Genomic DNA, 19,082 nt, shown 5'->3' with positions numbered 1-19,082 from the left:
CGCGCTCCGCCCGACCTCCGTTCCGGCGCTCGCGCCGCCGGTGGCCCCGCAGGGCAGGAGGCAGAGGGGACCTCGAGTGCTCGGCGCAGGAAGGTGCATCGTTTTCCGATGCGCATCGCGGGCGCGGGCCGTCGATGCCGCATCGTGGAGAACGGAGACACCATGACCACGCAAGAATCCTTCAAGCGCCGCATCCGCGCCCGGATGTCGAAGACCGGTGAACGTTACGGCGCCGCGCGACGGGCTCTGCTGACCGCCCCTCGGGGGTCGGAGCGCCGCCGATGGGTCGCGAGCCCGACCGTGGACGACGCCAGGGTGACGGCGGAGACGGGCCGGAGCTGGGACGACTGGACGGACCTCATCCTGGCGGGTCCCGGCCGGGACGCCGGGCACACCGAGATCGCCACCTGGCTGCGCGAACAGCACGGGGTCGACGCATGGTGGGCGCAGTCCGTCACCGTCGGCTTCGAGCGGATCGTCGGGCTGCGGCTGCCGGGCCAGATGCCGGACGGGACGTTCACGCTGTCCCGGTCGAAGACCGTCGACGGAGACCTCGACACTATCCGGGACCTGTGGGAGAACGATGCGTCGAGGGATGCGATCCTGCCCGGACTCACGACCGAGCGACTCTCCCGTGACGGCGTCAAGGTTCCGCGGTTCGCTGCGCGCGGCGACGAGGGCGATGTCGGTGTCCTGAGTCTGGCGCTCGACGCGGTGAAGGGGCGGGTGAGGATCGTGCTGACTCACGAGCGCCTCGCCGACCCTCGGGCCGTCGAGACCTGGAAGGCTTTCTGGGAGACCTGGCTGGACGACGTCGCCGCCGCGAGCGCCGACGCCGACTGACGACGACAGGTGCGTGTGCCGGATGTCGCCGGCATCCGGCACACTGGCTCCATGAGCATCCAGGTGCGTCCGGCGACGGTGTTCGACGACGTCGCGACGCTGGTCGGACCGAAGAACCCGGGATCCAACGTGTGCTTCTGTCTGAGCTACCGGATCGGCAGCGCCGAGAACGTCGCGCTGCGCGGCGATGCGCGAGCCGATCGTGTCCGCGAGCTGTGCGCCCAGGACCCGCCGCCGGGCGTGATCGCCTACCTCGACGAGGAGCCCGTGGGCTGGGCGGCTCTGCAGCCGCGGAGAGACACGAGCTTCGCCCGGAGTCGGATCATCCCGCACGTCGACGACGCGGATGTGTGGTCGCTCTGGTGTCTTCGCGTCCGTCCCGGCCACCGCGGGCAGGGGATCATGCACACCCTGATCGAGGGGGCGGTGGCGTATGCCCGCGAGCGCGGCGCGCCGGCGGTCGAGGGCTATCCGGTCGACAACCGGGGTGCGCGGGTCAACCAGACGATGATGTACGTCGGCACGCGCAGCCTGTTCGAGCGGGCGGGCTTCCACAAGGCGGCCGACACCTCCTCGGTGCTGGACGGCCACCCTCGTGTGCTCATGCGCCTCGACCTCGATGTCGGGGCCGCCTCGTAGACTCGAAGCATGGCATCCGACTCCTTCGTGCACCTTCATGTCCACAGCGAGTACTCGATGCTGGACGGTGCGGCGAAGATCGGCGCGATGACCCAGGCCGCGGCCGACTACGGCATGCCGGCGATCGCGGTGACCGACCACGGCAACACCTTCGCGGCCTTCGAGTTCTACAACGCGGCCCGCAACGCGGGCGTGAAGCCCATCATCGGTCTCGAGGCCTACGTCACGCCCGGCACCCATCGCAGCGACAAGTCGCGGGTCCAGTGGGGATCGCCGGATCAGAAGAGCGACGACGTGTCGGGTTCCGGCGCCTACACCCACATGACCATGTGGAGCCAGAGCACCGAGGGCATGCACAACCTGTTCCGGCTCAGCTCGCTGTCGAGCATGGAGGGGTACTACTTCAAGCCCCGCATGGACCGCGAGCTCCTGCAGACCTACGGCAAGGGCCTGATCGCGACGACGGGCTGCCCGTCGGGCGAGATCCAGACCCGGCTGCGCCTGGGGCAGTACGACGCGGCGCGTGCGGCCGCGGCCGAGTTCCAGGACATCTTCGGCAAGGAGAACTACTTCGCCGAGATCATGGATCACGGGCTGTCGATCGAGCGCCGGGTGATGACGGACCTCCTGCGCCTGGCGAAGGACCTCGGCATCCCGCTCGTCGCCACCAACGACTCGCACTACACGCATCAGCACGAGGCGGACGCGCACGCGGCCCTGCTGTGCGTGCAGTCGGGCTCGACGCTGGACGACCCGAACCGGTTCAAGTTCGACGGCGACGGCTACTACGTCAAGACCGCGGCCGAGATGCGCCAGATGTTCCGCGATCACCCCGAGGCGTGCGACAACACGCTGCTGATCGCCGAGCGCTGCGAAGTGGAGTTCAACACCTCCGCGAACTACATGCCGCGCTTCCCCGTGCCGGACGGGGAGACCGAGGACAGCTGGCTGATCAAGGAGGTCGAGAAGGGGCTCCACTACCGCTATCCGAACGGCATCCCCGACAAGGTCCGCAAGCAGGCCGAATACGAGACCGGAATCATCCTGCAGATGGGCTTCCCCGGCTACTTCCTCGTCGTCGCCGACTTCATCAACTGGGCCAAGGACAACGGGATCCGTGTCGGTCCCGGTCGAGGTTCCGGCGCCGGCTCGATGGTCGCGTACGCCATGAAGATCACCGATCTCGATCCGCTCGAGCACGGCCTGATCTTCGAGCGCTTCCTCAACCCCGACCGCGTCTCGATGCCCGACTTCGACGTCGACTTCGACGACCGTCGCCGCTCCGAGGTGATCGACTATGTGACCGAGAAGTATGGCTCGGAGCGCGTCGCGCAGATCGTCACCTACGGCACCATCAAGTCGAAGCAGGCGCTGAAGGATGCCGGACGCGTGCTCGGCTTCCCGTTCAGCATGGGGGAGCGGCTCACCAAGGCGATGCCGCCGCCCGTCATGGGCAAGGACATGCCCCTGGACGGCATGTTCGACTCGGCGCACCCGCGGTACAAGGAGGCCAGCGAGTTCCGCGCGCTGATCGAGACCGATCCCGAGGCGAAGACGGTCTTCGACCGCGCACTCGGGCTGGAAGGGCTGAAGCGCCAGTGGGGCGTCCACGCCGCCGGCGTGATCATGTCCTCCGAGCCGCTGCTGGACATCATCCCGATCATGCGTCGCGAGCAGGACGGGCAGATCGTCACGCAGTTCGACTATCCGTCGTGCGAGACCCTCGGCCTCATCAAGATGGACTTCCTGGGGCTGCGCAACCTCACGATCATCTCGGATGCCCTCGACAACATCCGGATGAACAGGGGAGAGGAGCTCGACCTCGAGCACCTGCAGCTGGAGGACCGCGCCGCATACGAGCTGCTGGCCCGCGGCGACACCCTCGGCGTCTTCCAGCTCGACGGCGGGCCGATGCGATCGCTGCTGCGGCTCATGAAGCCCGACAACTTCGAGGACATCTCGGCCGTCATCGCCCTGTACCGCCCGGGCCCCATGGGCGCGAACTCGCACACCAACTACGCCCTCCGCAAGAACGGGCAGCAGCCGATCACCCCGATCCATCCCGAGCTCGAGGAACCCCTGAAGGACATCCTCGACACGACCTACGGTCTGATCATCTATCAGGAGCAGGTCATGGCCATCGCGCAGAAGGTCGCCGGGTTCTCGCTCGGTCAGGCCGACATCCTCCGCCGCGCGATGGGCAAGAAGAAGAAGTCCGAACTGGACAAGCAGTACGAGGGCTTCTCCGGCGGCATGAAGGAACGCGGCTTCGGCGAGGGCGCGATCAAGGCGCTTTGGGACATCCTGCTGCCGTTCTCCGACTACGCGTTCAACAAAGCGCACTCGGCCGCCTACGGCCTGGTGTCCTACTGGACCGCCTATCTCAAGGCGCACTATCCCGCCGAGTACATGGCGGCGCTGCTGACCAGCGTCGGCGACTCCAAGGACAAGATGGCGCTGTATCTCAACGAGTGCCGCCGCATGGGCATCCGCGTGCTCCCGCCGGACGTGAGCGAGTCCATCAACTTCTTCGCCGCCGTCGGCGAGGACATCCGCTTCGGCCTCGGCGCCGTCCGCAACGTCGGCGGAAACGTGGTCGACGGGATCGTCGAAGCGCGCAAGAACGAGCCCTTCGGCTCCTTCCACGACTTCCTGAACCGGGTGCCGCTGCACGTGGCCAACAAGCGCACGGTCGAGTCGCTGATCAAGGCCGGCGCGTTCGACTCGATGGGCGACACCCGTCGCGCTCTCATCGAGATCCATGAGGATGCGGTGGAGGCCGCGGTCGACCGAAAGCGCAACGAGGCCCAGGGCGCGATCGGGTTCGACTTCGACAGCCTGTACGACGAGATGGAGGAGGCTGCACCGGCCAAGGTGCCCGAGCGGCCGGAGTGGACCAAGAAGGACAAGCTGGCGTTCGAGCGCGAAATGCTCGGCCTGTACGTGTCCGACCATCCGCTCGCGGGTCTCGAGGTGCCCCTGGCCAAGCACGCCTCGATCTCGATCCACAACCTGCTGGCGTCCGAGGACCTCCAGGACGGCGATCAGGTGACCGTCGCGGGACTGGTCACGAGCGTCCAGCACCGCGTGGCCAAGGCCAGCGGCAATCCGTACGGCATGATCACGGTCGAGGACTTCAACGGCGAGGTCACGGTCATGTTCATGGGCAAGACCTACACCGAATTCCAGCACGTGCTGCAGCAGGACGCGATCCTCGCGGTCCGGGGCCGCGTGTCGCGTCGCGACGACGGACTCAACCTGCACGCGCAGTCGGCGTTCGCCCCCGACGTCGGATCGTTCGACGCGGCAGGACCTCTGTCGCTCGTCGTCGCGGAGCAGCGTGCCACCGAGCGGGTCATGAACGATCTCGCCGACGTGCTGCGACGCCACACCGGCGACACCGAGGTCGTGCTCCGGGTCCACCGCGGTCGCACGGCCAAGGTGTTCGAGGTGCCGATGCCGGTCACCGTCTCCGCGGACCTGTTCGGGGATCTGAAGTCGCTGCTCGGTCCCGCCTGCCTCGGGTGACGGGCTTCATGAGAAAGTCATGACGGTTACGCCCTCGATAGGGGGAGTCCGCGCCGCCGCAGGTAATATCGGGACGCGTTAGGGGCGCGGCCGAGCACGGTCACGCCCCGTGACGAAAGGAACAGGATGAGCACGCAGCACCCGTTCGAGGACGTCCCCGAGTCCACGACCCCCGACATCGCCGACGAACACGCCATCGGCGAGGACGGATCCGTCCTGTACGAGGACCAGGTGACTCCGGAGTACGGCATCCTCGGGTTCACATTGCGCGAGCTCCTCATCGCGGGCGCGTGGCTGATCGCCTTCGTCGTCTCGTTCTTCCCCGTGGTCGGCGGCTCCGGGTCCGTGTGGGCCCAGGGGATCTCCTGGATCCTGCCGATCGGACTCCCCACTGCGGCCGTCTTCCTGATCGTGCTGCGCCGATTCTCTCCCGAGGGCATCCGTCGCGTCGGATCGCTCGGCATCGACCAGTTCGCATCGGTGACCTTCACGGTGTCGGCGATCTGGTGGGCGCAGGTGCTCTGGTCGCTCATCGGCGGCTGGATCGCCACGGGCATCGCTCCCGCGGCGTGGGTGCCCTGGGTGGCACTCGTCGCGTCGCTGGCTCTTGTCGCGCTGACCGTGTTCGCGCCGCTGATCCCCGGTGTGCGCGAGGACTTCCACGGACGACTGGAGACGCTCGCCCACCGCAACGCGAACCCGGTCCGCCCCGTGATCGCACGGCCGCGCGAGCCGAAGGCGGTCGACCCGGTCGCCTCGCCGGCATCTGCCGAGGCGGCACCCCTCGATGTCGAGCTGTCCGGCCAGCACAGCACCGACGAGATCGCGCGCCTGGATCTCGCCGGCCAGGTCCCGCTGTCCGCACACGCCTCCGGAGGCGACACCGGCTCTGCGCTGGCCGAGGACGAGTACGTTCCGAGCTACGCGCGTCGGTCCCGACGCCACGAGGATGCCGAGGATGCCGATCTCGCCGAGGACGACGACCTCGAGCCGATCCTCGAGCTCGGGCTGGATCCTGCGGCGATCGTGTCGGATCAGGACGAGCCCGAGGCCGTCGAGGTCGACGTCGTCGAGGAGATCGTGCCGGGGGAGACCGTGGTCGATGTGGATGCCACCAACCCGCGGTTCGCCCCGACCGCACAGCCGTTCTGGGCGCTCGCGCCGAGCGAGCGCGACGTCGTCGATGAGCGCGGTGAGCCGCTGTTCCGCATCGGCCCGGACGCGTGGGCTCTCGTGATCGAGGACCGCGGTGGCGCCTACGTCGTGCGACATGACGATGGCCGCATCGGCTATCTGCACGACATCGACGACATCACGAAGGGCTGAATCGGTGAGGACCATCGATCTGCGGGGGCGCGAGCTCTCGCCATCCGAGATGCTCGCGGCCGTGCCGCGGGCCACGCAGGCACGCGCTGAGGCGCTCGACACCGCCGCGCGCATCGTGGAGGAGGTACGCCAGCGAGGCGAGGAGGCGCTCCGCGAGCAGGCGGAGCGCTTCGACCGCGTCACAGGTCACGACCTCCGGGTGCCGTCCGAGCACATCGCCGAGGCGCTCGCCTCTCTCGATCCCGCGATCCGCGCGGCTCTCGAGGAGGCGATCCGGCGGGTGCGCATCGGGTCGGCGGCGCAGGTCCCGGCCGAGCGCACCACCGACATCGGACCCGGTGCCCGCATCCTGCAGCGCTGGCAGCCGGTGCAGCGCGTCGGCGTCTACATCCCCGGCGGCAAGGCGGTCTACCCGTCGAGCGTCATCATGAACGCGGTGCCGGCGCAGGTGGCTGGCGTCGCGCACATCGCCCTCGCCTCGCCCCCTCAGGCCGACCAGGGCGGCCGTGTCCACCCCACGATCCTCGCCGCCGCCGGACTGCTCGGCATCGACGAGGTCTACGCGATGGGCGGCGCCGGCGCGATCGGAGCCTTCGCGCATGGCGTCGAGGGCATCGGTCTGGATCCCGTGGACGTCGTCTCGGGTCCCGGCAACAACTATGTCGCGTCCGCCAAGCGCGCGGTCGCGGGAGTCGTCGGCACGGATGCAGAGGCCGGTGCCACCGAGATCCTGATCGTCGCCGACGCGTCCGCCGATCCGCGGCTCGTCGCGGCCGACCTCGTCAGCCAGGCCGAGCACGACGAGCAGGCGTCCGTCGTCCTCGTGACGGATTCCCCGGACCTCGCCGACAAGGTGGCGGATGCGCTCGAGGGCCTCGCCGCGGCGACACGGCACTCCGAGCGCGTCGCGACCTCGCTGGCCGGCGAGCAGTCCGCGATCGTGCTCGTCGACGATCGGGCGATGGCCGTCGCGTTCAGCAACGCATACGCACCGGAGCACCTGGAACTGCACCTCGAGGACGCGGATGCCGCGGCGTCCTCGTTCACCAGTGCAGGCGCCGTCTTCGTCGGTGACCAGACGCCTGTGAGCCTGGGTGATTACATGGCCGGGAGCAACCACATCCTCCCGACGGGCGGTCAGGCGCGCTATGCGCCCGGCCTCGGTGCCTACACCTTCCTGCGCCCGCAGCAGGTGATCCGCTACGACCACGACGCCCTCGCAGAGGTGCGGCAGGGCGTGGTGGCGCTGGCTGACACCGAGGTCCTTCCCGCGCACGGCGAGGCGATCGAAGCGCGGTTCGCCACCGGGCCCGTCGCCGACTGACCGAGTACGCTGAGGAAAATGCACTGTCCGTTCTGCCGGCATCCGGATTCCCGCGTCATCGACTCGCGCACCAGTGACGACGGTCTGTCGATCCGTCGCCGCCGGCAGTGCCCGGAGTGCGGAGGACGGTTCTCGACGACCGAGACCGCGAGCCTGAACGTCATCAAGCGCAGCGGCGTGATGGAGCCGTTCAGCCGGGACAAGGTCATCTCGGGCGTCCGCAAGGCCTGTCAGGGGCGGCCGGTGACCGATTCGGACCTCGCCGTACTCGCCCAGCGCGTGGAGGAGAACGTCCGCGCCACCGGGGTCTCGCAGCTCGACGCCAACGAGATCGGACTGGCCATCCTCGGGCCGCTGCGCGAACTCGACGAGGTCGCCTACCTGCGCTTCGCCAGCGTGTACCAGGGCTTCGACTCGCTTGAGGACTTCGAGAGCGCGATCAGCGACCTGCGCGCCGACCACGAGCGGGCAGGGAAGGCTTCCGGCGACCGGTAATCTGGCAGGGATGTATCCGCTGCTCTTCCGCGTCGTCCTGTCGCGCCTGGACCCCGAGTTCGCACACCACGCCGGCATGGCGGTGATCCGCGTGCTCGGCGTTCCGTCGTTCTCCTGGGCGACCCGCGCGCTGACCGCTCCCGCCGCCGATCAGCGGGTGCACGCGCTCGGGCTGGAGTTCCCGTCGCCCTTCGGCATCGCCGCGGGCTTCGACAAGAACGCCGTCGGGGTCCGGGGCCTGGCGGCTCTCGGGTTCGGGCACGTCGAGGTCGGGACGATCACCGCGATCCCGCAGGACGGCAACCCCAAGCCGCGGCTGTTCCGGCTGATCCCCGACCGTGCGGTCATCAACCGGATGGGCTTCAACAACGCCGGAGCGGATGCCGCGGCTCAGCGCCTGACGAAGCTGCGGCGACGCCGGCCGGACACCGTCATCGGCGTGAACATCGGCAAGAGCCGCGTCGTCGACGTCGAGAACGCGACGGCCGACTACGTCGCCAGTGCGACGAAGCTCGCTTCGCTGGCGGACTACCTCGCGGTCAACGTGTCCTCGCCGAACACTCCCGGTCTGCGGGGGCTCCAGGCCGTCGAGACGCTCGCGCCGCTGTTGCGCGCCGTGAAGGAGGCCGCGGGAAGGACACCGCTGCTGGTGAAGATCGCCCCGGACCTCCCGGATGACGAGATCGCGGCGATCGCGCGGCTCGCCGTCGCGGAAGGGCTCGCCGGCATCATCGCCCACAACACGACCATCGGCCGCGACGGCCTGAAGACGGATGCCGCCAAGGTCGAGGCCGCCGGAGCGGGTGGCCTCTCCGGCGCGCCGCTGCGTGCGCGCTCGATGGAGGTGCTGGCGGTCGTCCGCGAGGCCGTCCCCGCCGACTTCTGCGTGATCTCGGTCGGGGGAGTGGAGACCGCGGCCGACGTGCAGGAGCGCCTGGATGCCGGAGCCACCCTCGTGCAGGGCTACACGGCGTTCCTCTATCGCGGCCCGTTCTGGGGACGCCAGATCAACCGCGGCCTGCGCTCCGCGCGCTGAGCGCTCACCCTTCCGCCCCGCGCCCGCGTCCGTCCCATTCGCCGGGCTCTACCACACCCGCTCGCCCTGTTCTGTCCCACCGACGCGTTCTGCCCCACCGACGCGTTCTGCCCCACCGACGCGTTCTGCCACACTTATCGGCGAATGCGACAGCTGTTTTCTGGCGCATAAGTCGAAAAGTGGCGCAGAAGCCGGGGAAGCCGAACCCTGGGATGCCGGGGAAACAGGACCCGGGTGATGCCGGGACCGGGGGATGCCCGGGAACAGGCCCGGGGATGCCGGAGGCGCGGAAGGGGACCCGAGGGTCAGGCGGGGTACTGGCCGCGCTTGACCTGGGGCTTCGGCAGGCGCATGAACCGCATCTGCAGAGCGCGCATCGCGGCGTACAGGCCGAGGCCCTTCTCGAGCTTGTCCTTGCCGAACTTCGCGGCCGCCTTGCGCTTGACCCTGGCGGAGAGCAGCACCATGTCGAGCACCGAGATGAGCAGGTACGCCCAGAGACCGACGAACGCGTAGAACGACACGACCGCGTTCGGCACCAGCGAGACGAGGATGACGACGAGCATGAGCGCCATGATCCACTCGGACAGATGCCAGCCGGCATCCACGTAGTCGCGCACCCAGCGGCGCTGCGGACCCTTGTCCCGGATCGGGAGGTACTTGTCCTCGCCGTTGGCCATGCCGACGCGGGCGCGCTCGCGCTGCTCCTGCAACTGCGCCTTCGCCGCCGCCCTCGCCTCTTTGGTGTTCGCCACCAGGGGGCGACGGCGCGCCGCTTCCTGCTCGGCGCGCGTCGGCGTCGCGCGCCCCTTTCCGACGGCGGGCGTCTCTGCGGCGTCGTCGTTCGTCTCGGGGGTCGGATTGGCCACGGGGCTCCTCGGTCACGTGAAGGGGTTCACCCTTAAGATTACCCGCATGACCTCTTCCGATTCGCAGACTCCCGACGACCTCGCCCGCGAAGAGGCGGTGCTCGAATCCGTCGCGACCGGCCTGCCGCGCGCGCTCGGCGATCTCGGCGACCTCGTGCGCATCCCGGGCATCGCCTGGCCCTCGTTCGACCAGACTCAGCTCGAGCGCAGCGCCGAGGCGATCGCGGCGCTGGTCACCGACACCGGAGTCTTCGACGAGGTGCGCGTGCTCCGCGCCGCCATCCCCGGCACGGACGAGATGGGGCAGCCGGCGATCCTCGCGACCCGCGCTGCGCGACACGGACGCCCGACGATCCTCCTGTACGCGCACCACGACGTGCAGCCCCCCGGGGACGACGCGCTGTGGGAGACCCCGCCGTTCGAGCCGACGGTCCGCGACGGACGCCTGTACGGCCGCGGTGCCGCTGACGACAAGGCCGGGATCGTGGCGCACATCGCGTCGCTGCGGGCGGTCGCGGATGCCGTCGGCGAGGACCTCGATCTCGGCGTCGCCCTGTTCATCGAGGGGGAGGAGGAGTACGGCTCGCGCTCCTTCGCACAGTTCCTGAGTGACAACGCCGACGCGCTGCGCGCGGACGCCATCGTCGTCGCGGACTCGGGCAACTGGGACTCGAGCACTCCGGGGCTCACGGTGTCGTTGCGGGGCAACGCCCGTTTCACCCTGACCGTGCGGACCCTCGAGCACGCCTCGCACTCCGGCATGTTCGGCGGTGCCGTCCCCGACGCCATGCTCGCGACCATCAAGCTCCTGAGCACCCTCTGGGACGAGGACGGATCCGTCGCCGTCGAAGGCCTGCAGCAGCGGGATGCCGCGACACCCGAGTACTCCGAGGAGACCCTGCGCGACGAGGCCGGGCTGCCGGACGGCGTCGCGCCGATCGGTCGTGACAGCATCCTCAGCCGGATCTGGAACAAGCCGGCGGTGACGGTGATCGGCGTCGACGCGACGAGCGTCGCCGCCGCCTCCAACACGCTGTCGCCCGAGGTCACCGTCGTGATCAGCGCGCGTGTGGCGCCTGGCCAGAGCGGAGCCGACGCCTACGCGGCCCTGGAGAGCCATCTGCGCGCTCACGCGCCGTTCGGGGCGGAGCTGACGTTCTCGGACGTGGATCTCGGAGACGGGTTCCTCGTCGACACGAGCGGATGGGCCGTCGCCCTGACCAGGGAGGCCATGCGGGACGGCTACGGCGTCGCCCCCGTGGACCTCGGCGTGGGCGGCTCTATCCCGTTCATCGCGGACCTGGTGCGGGAGTTCCCCGAGGCGCAGATCCTCGTGACCGGCGTCGAGGACCCCCACGCCCGCGCGCACAGCCCGAACGAGTCACTGCATCTGGAGACCTTCCGCAACGCCGTGCGCACGGAGGCGCTGATGCTGACGCGGATGAACCGGATCACGCGCTGACACGCCCGGCCGTCGCACCCGGCGGTAGAATCTGAGCAACGCCGTGCTGCGCGCGGCCCGTCCTGAGGAGTGAGATGAGCGACACCACACTGACCACCGAGACCGCCACCGCCCACGGTGTGAAGCTGACCGACGCCGCCGCGCAGAAGGTGAAGAACCTGCTCGAGCAGGAGGGGCGCGACGATCTCCGTCTGCGCGTGGCCGTGCAGCCCGGCGGCTGTTCCGGCCTGATCTACCAGCTGTACTTCGACGAGCGCTACCTGGACGGCGACGAGACGGTCGACTTCGACGGCGTCGAGGTCATCGTCGACAACATGAGCATCCCGTATCTCGACGGCGCGTCCATCGATTTCAAGGACACGATCTCGGAGCAGGGCTTCACGATCGACAACCCGAATGCAGCGGGCAGCTGCGCCTGCGGCGACAGCTTCCACTGATCCGCGGACCCCGCCAACCTGCGTGGTTGGCGTGAATCAGGTGTGAGGTTGCCCTAGACTGGGGTGTGCCCTGTCCGCGATCTGAAAGGTGCATCGTGCCCTCGAAACGCCGCCTTCGTTGGGCCGCCATTCCCCTGGGAATCGCGGCAGCCGTGGCCCTGGCGGGATGTTCTCCCACCGAGCTGAACGGCTTCCTTCCTGGCTTCGTCGAGGACGGTACCGCCGCGACCAACCAGACCGAGCGGGTCTCCGGTCTGTGGGTGAACTCCTGGATCGTCCTGTTGGTCGTCGGCGTCGTCACCTGGGGCCTGATGGCCTGGGCCGCGATCGCGTACCGCCGCCGCAAGGGCCAGACCGGCCTTCCGGTGCAGATGCGCTACAACATGCCGATCGAGATCTTCTACACGGTGGTGCCGCTGCTGCTGGTGCTGGGCATGTTCTTCTTCACGGCCCGCGATCAGGCCGCGATCGAGACGCAGTGGGAGGACCCCGACGTCGAGATCACCGCGATCGGCAAGCAGTGGGCCTGGGACTTCATGTACGCCGGCGAGGACGACGACCTGTCGGATGCCGTGTGGACCATGGGCATCCAGGCTCAGCCCGACGAAGAGGGCAACATCGACCAGGAGCAGCTGCCGACGCTGGTGCTGCCGGTCGACCAGGACGTCACGATCCACCTGCAGTCGCGTGATGTCATCCACTCGTTCTGGATCATCGACTTCCTCTACAAGAAGGACATGTACATCGGGAAGGACAACACCTGGTCCTTCACCCCGACGCGTGTCGGCGAGTACGAGGGCAAGTGCGCCGAGCTCTGCGGCGAATACCACTCGATGATGCTGTTCAACGTCAAGGTCGTCGAGCAGGCCGAGTACGACGCCTACGTCGAGGAGCTGCGCGAGAAGGGCAACACCGGCGACATCGCCGACGCCTACGACCGCCTGTCGAACCTCCCGGGTACCGGAGCCTCCGACGAGGCCTCCGAGGGAGAAGAGGAGTAAGTCATGTCGACCACAGCTGAACCCCGGATCGACGAGACCGCCGGCTCCCGCCCGACGACGCTGCCGGCCCGCCAGGCCGCTCTGATGAGCTCCTCGCGCGTCGAGCAGAAGGGAAACATCGTCGTCAAGTGGATCACCTCCACCGACCACAAGACCATCGGGTACATGTACCTGATCGCCTCCGTGCTGTTCTTCCTCCTCGGCGGCGTGATGGCGCTCGTCATCCGTGCCGAGCTTTTCGCTCCCGGGATGCAGATCATCCCGACCAAGGAGCAGTACAACCAGCTGTTCACGATGCACGGCACGATCATGCTGCTGATGTTCGCGACGCCGCTGTTCGCGGGCTTCGCGAACGCCATCCTGCCGCTGCAGCTGGGCGCTCCCGACGTCGCGTTCCCGCGTCTGAACGCGTTCGCCTTCTGGCTGTTCCTGTTCGGCTCCACGATCGCCGTCGCCGGCTTCCTCACCCCGCAGGGTGCGGCCTCGTTCGGATGGTTCGCCTACCAGCCGCTCGCGAACGCCTCGTTCTCGCCGGGCGCCGGCGGGAACCTGTGGATGGTGGGCCTGGGCATCTCCGGTTTCGGGACGATCCTCGGCGCCGTGAACTTCATCACCACGGTCATCACGATGCGCGCCCCGGGCATGACGATGTGGCGCATGCCCATCTTCAGCTGGAACACGCTCATCACGAGCCTGCTGATCCTGATGGCCTTCCCCGTGCTGGCCGCCGCGATCTTCGCAGCCGCGGCCGACCGCATCCTCGGTGCGCACATCTACGACCCTGCCAACGGCGGCGTGCTCCTCTGGCAGCACCTGTTCTGGTTCTTCGGTCACCCTGAGGTGTACATCATCGCGCTGCCGTTCTTCGGCATCGTCTCCGAGATCTTCCCGGTCTTCAGCCGCAAGCCGATCTTCGGATACAAGACCCTCGTCTACGCGACGATCGCGATCGCCGCCCTGTCCGTGGCCGTGTGGGCGCACCACATGTACGTCACCGGATCGGTGCTGCTGCCGTTCTTCGCCCTCATGACGATGCTCATCGCGGTTCCGACCGGCGTGAAGATCTTCAACTGGATCGGAACGATGTGGCGGGGATCCGTCACGTTCGAGACCCCGATGGTCTTCGCCCTCGGCTTCCTCGTCTCGTTCGTCTTCGGCGGTCTGACCGGCGTCATCCTGGCGTCGCCGCCGCTGGACTTCCACCTGAGCGACTCGTACTTCGTCGTCGCCCACTTCCACTACGTGGTGTTCGGTACCGTCGTCTTCGCGATGTTCGCCGGCTTCTACTTCTGGTGGCCGAAGTGGACGGGCCGGATGCTGAACGAGCGACTGGGCTACGTGCACTTCTGGATGCTGTTCATCGGCTTCCACATGACGTTCCTCATCCAGCACTGGCTCGGCGTCGACGGCATGGTGCGTCGCTACGCGGACTACTCGGCGGCCGACGGCTGGACTTGGCAGAACCAGGTCTCGACCATCGGGGCGATCATCCTCGGCGCGTCGATGCTGCCGTTCTTCCTGAACGTCTGGATCACCGCGCGCAAGGCTCCCAAGGTCACGGTCAACGACCCGTGGGGCTATGGAGCCTCGCTCGAGTGGGCGACCAGCTGCCCGCCGCCGCGTCACAACTTCACGTCGATCCCGCGCATCCGCAGCGAGCGCCCCGCGTTCGACCTGAACCACCCGGAAGCAGCAGAGCACCCGGTCGCGGCCCCTGAGCCGGCGACGGCTGGAAAGGCCAAGTAACATGCGCGACAACGTCATCCTGTGGTGGGTGCTGACCGCCTTCTTCGCCGTCGTGGCCGTCGTCTACACCGGCTGGAACATCCTCGAGCACCAGGACCGCGAGCTCGTCCTGGCGATCGAATGGGTCGGCACGGTGGCCCTGCTGTTCACCGCGTTCATGGCCGCGATGATCGCCTGGTACCTGCACCGCACGCACCGCAACCAGGGCGGTGAGCTGCCGGAGGACATCCTGACCAGCGACATCGACGACGGCGACCCGGAGCTCGGCGAGTTCAGCCCGTGGTCCTGGTGGCCGATCGTCCTCGCGGGATCGGCGGCGATCTTCGTGATCGGCCTCGCCGTCGGGCAGTTCCTGCTGCCGATCGGTCTCGCGATCTTCGTGGTCGCGATCGTCGGCTGGGTGTACGAGTACTACCGGGGCAACTTCGCCCGCTGACTCCAGCTCAGAAGAGGCCCCCGGAGATCGACCGATCTCCGGGGGCCTCTTCGCGTGGGCAAACAGAATTCAGGCGCGTGTGCGGATTCGGGGTACGCCCGTGAGGGGATCGATCGGGCGGCGATGCACGCCGTCCGCGTTCTCGACCGGGTATCCCTCGCGCACCCAGTACTCGAAACCGCCGATCATCTCTCGGACGGCGTAGCCGAGCTTCGCGAACTCCAGAGCGCCCTTCGCTCCGGCATTGCAGCCGGGACTCCAGCAGTACACGACGACCTCTGCGCCGGACGGGATCTCCTGCGGAGCGCGTGCCGCGATCTCGCTGTAGTGCATGTGCACGGCGCCGGCGACCCGCCCCTGCGCCCAGGCCTCGTCCGAGCGGACATCGACGACCACGACGTCCTCTCCGGCCTTCTGGCGGGCGTACAGGTCGCTGGCATCGGTCTCGTAGGCGAGTTTGGCGGCGAAGTGGTCTGCGCGATCGATCATGCTGAAAGCCTACGGATCGTGCGCCCGCGCCGCCCTCGTATTGCGGACAGGAATCGGAGGATTGCCGTCATGCCGGGTCGACGACGGCGGCCACCGCCTCGATCTCCACGAGTTGATCGGGGTAGCCCAGCACCGTGACTCCGAGAAGGGTGCTCGGCACGTCGTGCTCGCCGAATGCCGCGTGCACGACGTCCCACGCCTCGACCAGGTGCTCGCTGTGCGCGGAAGCCACGAGGACGCGGGTGCTGATGACGTCGGTGAGATCCGCGTCGGAGGCCCGCAGGGCGGCGCGCAAGGTGTCGACGCATCGGGCGGCCTGTGCGGCGTAGTCACCCGGATGGACGGTGGCGCCGTGGTCGTCGAGCGGACAGGCGCCCGCGAGGAAGATCAGGCGCGCAGAGGACGGCGCGGTGGCCGCGTAGGCATAGGGAGCGTCGGCGAGGTCCTGGCTGCGGATGAGGCGAACGGCGGAGGTCACGCGTGAAGCATAACGAAGAAGGCCCCGTCGCGACGAACGCGACGGGGCCAGGGGAGGGGCGGTGCCTACTCGCCGTCCTCCGACTCTTTCTTGGACTTCTTCGCCTTCTTCACCGGGTCGGTGGCGATCACCGTGCTCGGGGTGTTGGCGGTCTCGCCGACGTGGTCCTCCGTGGCGACCAGCGGGGCGTCCGGGACACCGGCGCGCTCGTGAGCACCCTGGATCTCGGCGGCCTCGGTCTCGGCCGTCTGCGCCGTGACGTGGTGCTGGTGAGCATCCGCGGCATCCACCTCGGCCTGAGTGAGCGGGGTGAGACGGTCCTCGTAGAACCAGCGCGACATCGCGGCTCGCAGGTTCTGCGTCCACGGGATGCGGCCCTTCGCGTTCGGGCGGACCACGAGGGGCTCGTAGCCGTCGACGTCGATGAGCTTCCAGCGGTCGTACTTGTCGACCGGCTGGTGCACCTCGATGAACTCGCCGCCGGGGAGGCGGACGATGCGACCGGACTCGTAACCGTGCAGGACGATCTCGCGGTCCTTCTTCTGCAGCGCGATGCAGATGCGCTTGGTGACGAAGTAGCCGATGATCGGGCCGAGGAACAGCAGCGCCTGCAGCGTGTGGATCACGCCCTCCATCGTGAGCATGAAGTGCGTCGCGATGAGGTCCGAGGACGCCGCCGCCCACAGGACCGCGTAGAAGATGACGCCGGCGACGCCGATCGCCGTGCGCGTGGCCGCGTTGCGCGGTCGCTGGGCGATGTGGTGCTCGCGCTTGTCGCCGGTGACCCACGCCTCGATGAAGGGGTAGATCGCGACGGCCACGATGAACAGACCGAGCACGGCGACCGGGACGAGGATCCCGAACGACCAGGTGCGGTCGAGGAACACGATGTCCCAGTTCGACGGTGCCAGACGCAGCGCGCCGTCCGCGAAGCCGATGTACCAGTCCGGCTGGGTTCCGGCGGAGACGGGGGAGGGGTCGTAGGGGCCGTAGTTCCAGATCGGGTTGATCTGGAAGAACGTCGCGATCAGCACGATCGTGCCGAAGACGATGAACAGGTAGCCGCCCATCTTCGACATGTACACCGGCATCATCGGGTAGCCGACGACGTTGTCGTTCGAACGGCCGGGGCCGGCGAACTGGGTGTGCTTGTTGATGACCATGAGCATGAGGTGCAGCACGATGAACGCGATGACCAGCAGCGGCAGCAGCAGGATGTGCAGCGTGTAGAGGCGTCCGACGATGTCGGTGCCGGGGAACTCGCCGCCGAAGATCAGGAACGAGGTCCAGGTTCCGATCAGCGGGATGCCCTTGATCATGCCGTCGATGATGCGCAGGCCGTTGCCCGAGAGCAGGTCGTCCGGAAGCGAGTAGCCGGTGAAGCCCTCGGCCATCGCGAGGATGAACAGCACGAAGCCGATGACCCAGTTCAGCTCACGCGGCTTGCGGAAAGCGCCGGTGAAGAAGATGCGCAGCATGTGGACGCCGATGCCGGCCACGAAGACCAGGGCGGCCCAGTGGTGGATCTGGCGGACCAGCAGGCCGCCGCGCAGGTCGAAGGAGATGTGGAGCGTGGACTCCAGCGCCGCCGACATCTCGATGCCGCGCATCGGGGCGTAGGCGCCCGTGTAGTGCGTCTCGACCATCGAGGCCTGGAAGAAGAACGTCAGGAAGGTTCCGGAGAGGAACACGACGACGAAGCTCCACAGCGCGATCTCGCCGAGCATGAACGACCAGTGGTCGGGGAAGATCTTCCGGCCGAGCTCCTTGACGAAGCCGGAGAGGCTGGTGCGCTCATCGATGTAGTTCGACGCGGCGCCGACGAAGCGGCCGCCGAGAGGCGCCTTGGTGTCCTTGTTGTCCTCTTTGGACAGCGTTGCGGTGCTCAATGACGCTCCCAGAAGCTCGGGCCGACGGGCTCAGTGAAGTCGCTGCGTGCGACGAGGTAACCCTCATCGTCGACGGTGATGGGCAGCTGCGGCAGCGGACGCGCGGCCGGGCCGAAGATGACCTTGGCGTGGTCGGTGACGTCGAACTGCGACTGGTGGCAGGGGCACAGGAGGTGGTGCGTCTGCTGCTCGTAGAGGGCCACGGGGCAGCCGACGTGCGTGCAGACCTTCGAGTACGCGACGATGCCGTCGTACGACCAGTCCTTGCGCTCCTCGGACTCGATCAGCTGCTCGGGGCGCAGGCGCATCATCAGCACGATGGCCTTGGCCTTCTCCTCGAGGTAGCCGTCGTGGTGCGACAGCGAGGCGAGGTCCTCGGGGATGACGTGGAACGCCGATCCGAGGGTGACGTCCGCCGCACGGATCGGGGTGCCGTCGGGGTCGCGCACCAGGCGCTGCCCCTCCTCCCACATGGTGTGCTTGAGCAGCGCCACCGGGTCGCCCTTGGTGGGGTCGTCGGGGGTGCTGTGCGGCGCGAGACCGCGGAAGAGCGTGACGCCCGGGATGATCGACGCGACGACCGCAGCGAACAGCGAGTTGCGGATCATGGTGCGCCGGCCGAAACCGGACTCCTCGTTCGCGTCGGCGAACGCCTTGACGGCTGCTTCGCGAGTGGAGTCCTTCCCCCGGGTGGGGTGGCGGAGCTCGGTGTGCTCCTTGTCGCTCATCAGCGCCTTGGACCAGTGGATGGCGCCGAGGCCGAGAGCGAGCAGGGCGAGGCCGATGCCGAGACCGATGAACAGGTTGTTGTAGCGGATCGAGACCAGCGACTGGTCCTCGATCGGGAACAGCATGTAGGCCGCGACCGCCCAGATCGAGCCGGCCAGCGACAGGTAGAAAAGCGTGTAGACCGTTCGGGCCGCGCGCTTCTCGGCGCGCGGATCCTTGTCGGTCATCCGCTCGCGGTGCGGCGGCAGCCCCGGATTCTGCACGGGATCGCTGACTGCGACACCCAGCCCCGGAGAGGGCTGGTAGGCCCTGTCAAGAGCCTGCGAGTCGTCGTCGTGTGCCATGGTGCTCCTCG

17 protein-coding genes are annotated in these 19,082 nt (G+C 68.1%); 12 read left to right on the top strand and 5 right to left on the bottom strand.

Going from position 1 to position 19,082, the window contains the following annotated elements:
• The first annotated feature begins 162 nt into the window (after positions 1-162).
• The 7 genes from KYX17_RS06130 (at position 163) to KYX17_RS06100 (ending at position 9,191) form a co-directional block, all read left to right on the top strand.
• A complete protein-coding gene (locus KYX17_RS06130) occupies positions 163-843 on the top strand; it encodes a DUF4287 domain-containing protein (RefSeq protein WP_243226020.1) in 681 nt (226 codons plus the stop codon).
• A 51-nt stretch (positions 844-894) separates the two neighbouring features.
• On the top strand, positions 895-1,482 hold the full coding sequence (locus tag KYX17_RS06125; RefSeq protein WP_243226018.1) for a GNAT family N-acetyltransferase: 588 nt from the start codon (positions 895-897) through the stop codon (positions 1,480-1,482).
• A gap of 9 nt (positions 1,483-1,491) precedes the next feature.
• Positions 1,492-5,010 (top strand): DNA polymerase III subunit alpha, encoded by a 3,519-nt coding sequence (gene dnaE / locus KYX17_RS06120; protein WP_243226016.1) that lies wholly within the window; start codon positions 1,492-1,494, stop codon positions 5,008-5,010.
• A gap of 126 nt (positions 5,011-5,136) precedes the next feature.
• Positions 5,137-6,336 carry a hypothetical protein gene (locus KYX17_RS06115; protein WP_243226014.1) on the top strand — a complete coding sequence of 400 codons (1,200 nt, stop codon included), beginning with the start codon at positions 5,137-5,139 and terminating at the stop codon, positions 6,334-6,336.
• 4 nt (positions 6,337-6,340) lie between these two features.
• Positions 6,341-7,660 carry a histidinol dehydrogenase gene (gene hisD / locus KYX17_RS06110; RefSeq protein WP_243226013.1) on the top strand — a complete coding sequence of 440 codons (1,320 nt, stop codon included), beginning with the start codon at positions 6,341-6,343 and terminating at the stop codon, positions 7,658-7,660.
• Positions 7,661-7,678: 18 nt separating this feature from the next.
• A complete protein-coding gene (gene nrdR / locus KYX17_RS06105) occupies positions 7,679-8,155 on the top strand; it encodes a transcriptional regulator NrdR (RefSeq protein ID WP_243226011.1) in 477 nt (158 codons plus the stop codon).
• Between the two features lie 10 nt (positions 8,156-8,165).
• A complete protein-coding gene (locus KYX17_RS06100; RefSeq protein WP_243226010.1) occupies positions 8,166-9,191 on the top strand; it encodes a quinone-dependent dihydroorotate dehydrogenase in 1,026 nt (341 codons plus the stop codon).
• Positions 9,192-9,496: 305 nt separating this feature from the next.
• Here KYX17_RS06100 and KYX17_RS06095 read toward each other — a convergent pair whose 3' ends face one another.
• The gene (locus KYX17_RS06095; RefSeq protein ID WP_243226009.1) at positions 9,497-10,060 is read right to left on the bottom strand and encodes a DUF3043 domain-containing protein; all 564 of its coding nucleotides are present in this window, start codon (positions 10,058-10,060) and stop codon (positions 9,497-9,499) included.
• Between the two features lie 46 nt (positions 10,061-10,106).
• Between KYX17_RS06095 and KYX17_RS06090 the strand changes: the two genes are divergently transcribed.
• The 5 genes from KYX17_RS06090 to KYX17_RS06070 all read left to right on the top strand — a co-directional run bounded on the left by KYX17_RS06090 (position 10,107) and on the right by KYX17_RS06070 (position 15,142).
• On the top strand, positions 10,107-11,522 hold the full coding sequence (locus tag KYX17_RS06090; protein ID WP_243226008.1) for a dipeptidase: 1,416 nt from the start codon (positions 10,107-10,109) through the stop codon (positions 11,520-11,522).
• Between the two features lie 74 nt (positions 11,523-11,596).
• Entirely contained in the window at positions 11,597-11,959 is a 363-nt protein-coding gene (gene erpA / locus KYX17_RS06085; protein WP_243226007.1) for an iron-sulfur cluster insertion protein ErpA, read from the top strand.
• A gap of 95 nt (positions 11,960-12,054) precedes the next feature.
• Positions 12,055-12,960, top strand: coding sequence for a cytochrome c oxidase subunit II (gene coxB, locus KYX17_RS06080; protein WP_243226006.1), 906 nt, complete (start codon positions 12,055-12,057; stop codon positions 12,958-12,960).
• A gap of 3 nt (positions 12,961-12,963) precedes the next feature.
• On the top strand, positions 12,964-14,706 hold the full coding sequence (gene ctaD, locus KYX17_RS06075; protein ID WP_243226005.1) for a cytochrome c oxidase subunit I: 1,743 nt from the start codon (positions 12,964-12,966) through the stop codon (positions 14,704-14,706).
• A gap of 1 nt (position 14,707) precedes the next feature.
• Positions 14,708-15,142 (top strand): cytochrome c oxidase subunit 4, encoded by a 435-nt coding sequence (locus KYX17_RS06070; RefSeq protein ID WP_243226004.1) that lies wholly within the window; start codon positions 14,708-14,710, stop codon positions 15,140-15,142.
• 69 nt (positions 15,143-15,211) lie between these two features.
• Here KYX17_RS06070 and KYX17_RS06065 read toward each other — a convergent pair whose 3' ends face one another.
• The 4 genes from KYX17_RS06065 to KYX17_RS06050 all read right to left on the bottom strand — a co-directional run bounded on the left by KYX17_RS06065 (position 15,212) and on the right by KYX17_RS06050 (position 19,071).
• Positions 15,212-15,631 carry a rhodanese-like domain-containing protein gene (locus tag KYX17_RS06065; protein WP_243226003.1) on the bottom strand — a complete coding sequence of 140 codons (420 nt, stop codon included), beginning with the start codon at positions 15,629-15,631 and terminating at the stop codon, positions 15,212-15,214.
• A gap of 67 nt (positions 15,632-15,698) precedes the next feature.
• A complete protein-coding gene (locus tag KYX17_RS06060; RefSeq protein WP_243226002.1) occupies positions 15,699-16,109 on the bottom strand; it encodes a RidA family protein in 411 nt (136 codons plus the stop codon).
• A gap of 65 nt (positions 16,110-16,174) precedes the next feature.
• The gene (locus KYX17_RS06055; RefSeq protein ID WP_243226001.1) at positions 16,175-17,998 is read right to left on the bottom strand and encodes a cytochrome bc complex cytochrome b subunit; all 1,824 of its coding nucleotides are present in this window, start codon (positions 17,996-17,998) and stop codon (positions 16,175-16,177) included.
• Positions 17,995-19,071: a ubiquinol-cytochrome c reductase iron-sulfur subunit gene (locus tag KYX17_RS06050; protein ID WP_243226000.1), complete on the bottom strand. Its 1,077-nt coding sequence runs from the start codon at positions 19,069-19,071 to the stop codon at positions 17,995-17,997. The genes KYX17_RS06055 and KYX17_RS06050 overlap by 4 nt, the downstream gene beginning before the upstream one ends.
• Positions 19,072-19,082 lie beyond the last annotated feature (11 nt).

It is taken from the genome of Microbacterium sp. CIAB417 (genome assembly GCF_022788845.1).
This window is presented reverse-complemented; position numbering and strand designations above follow the sequence as displayed.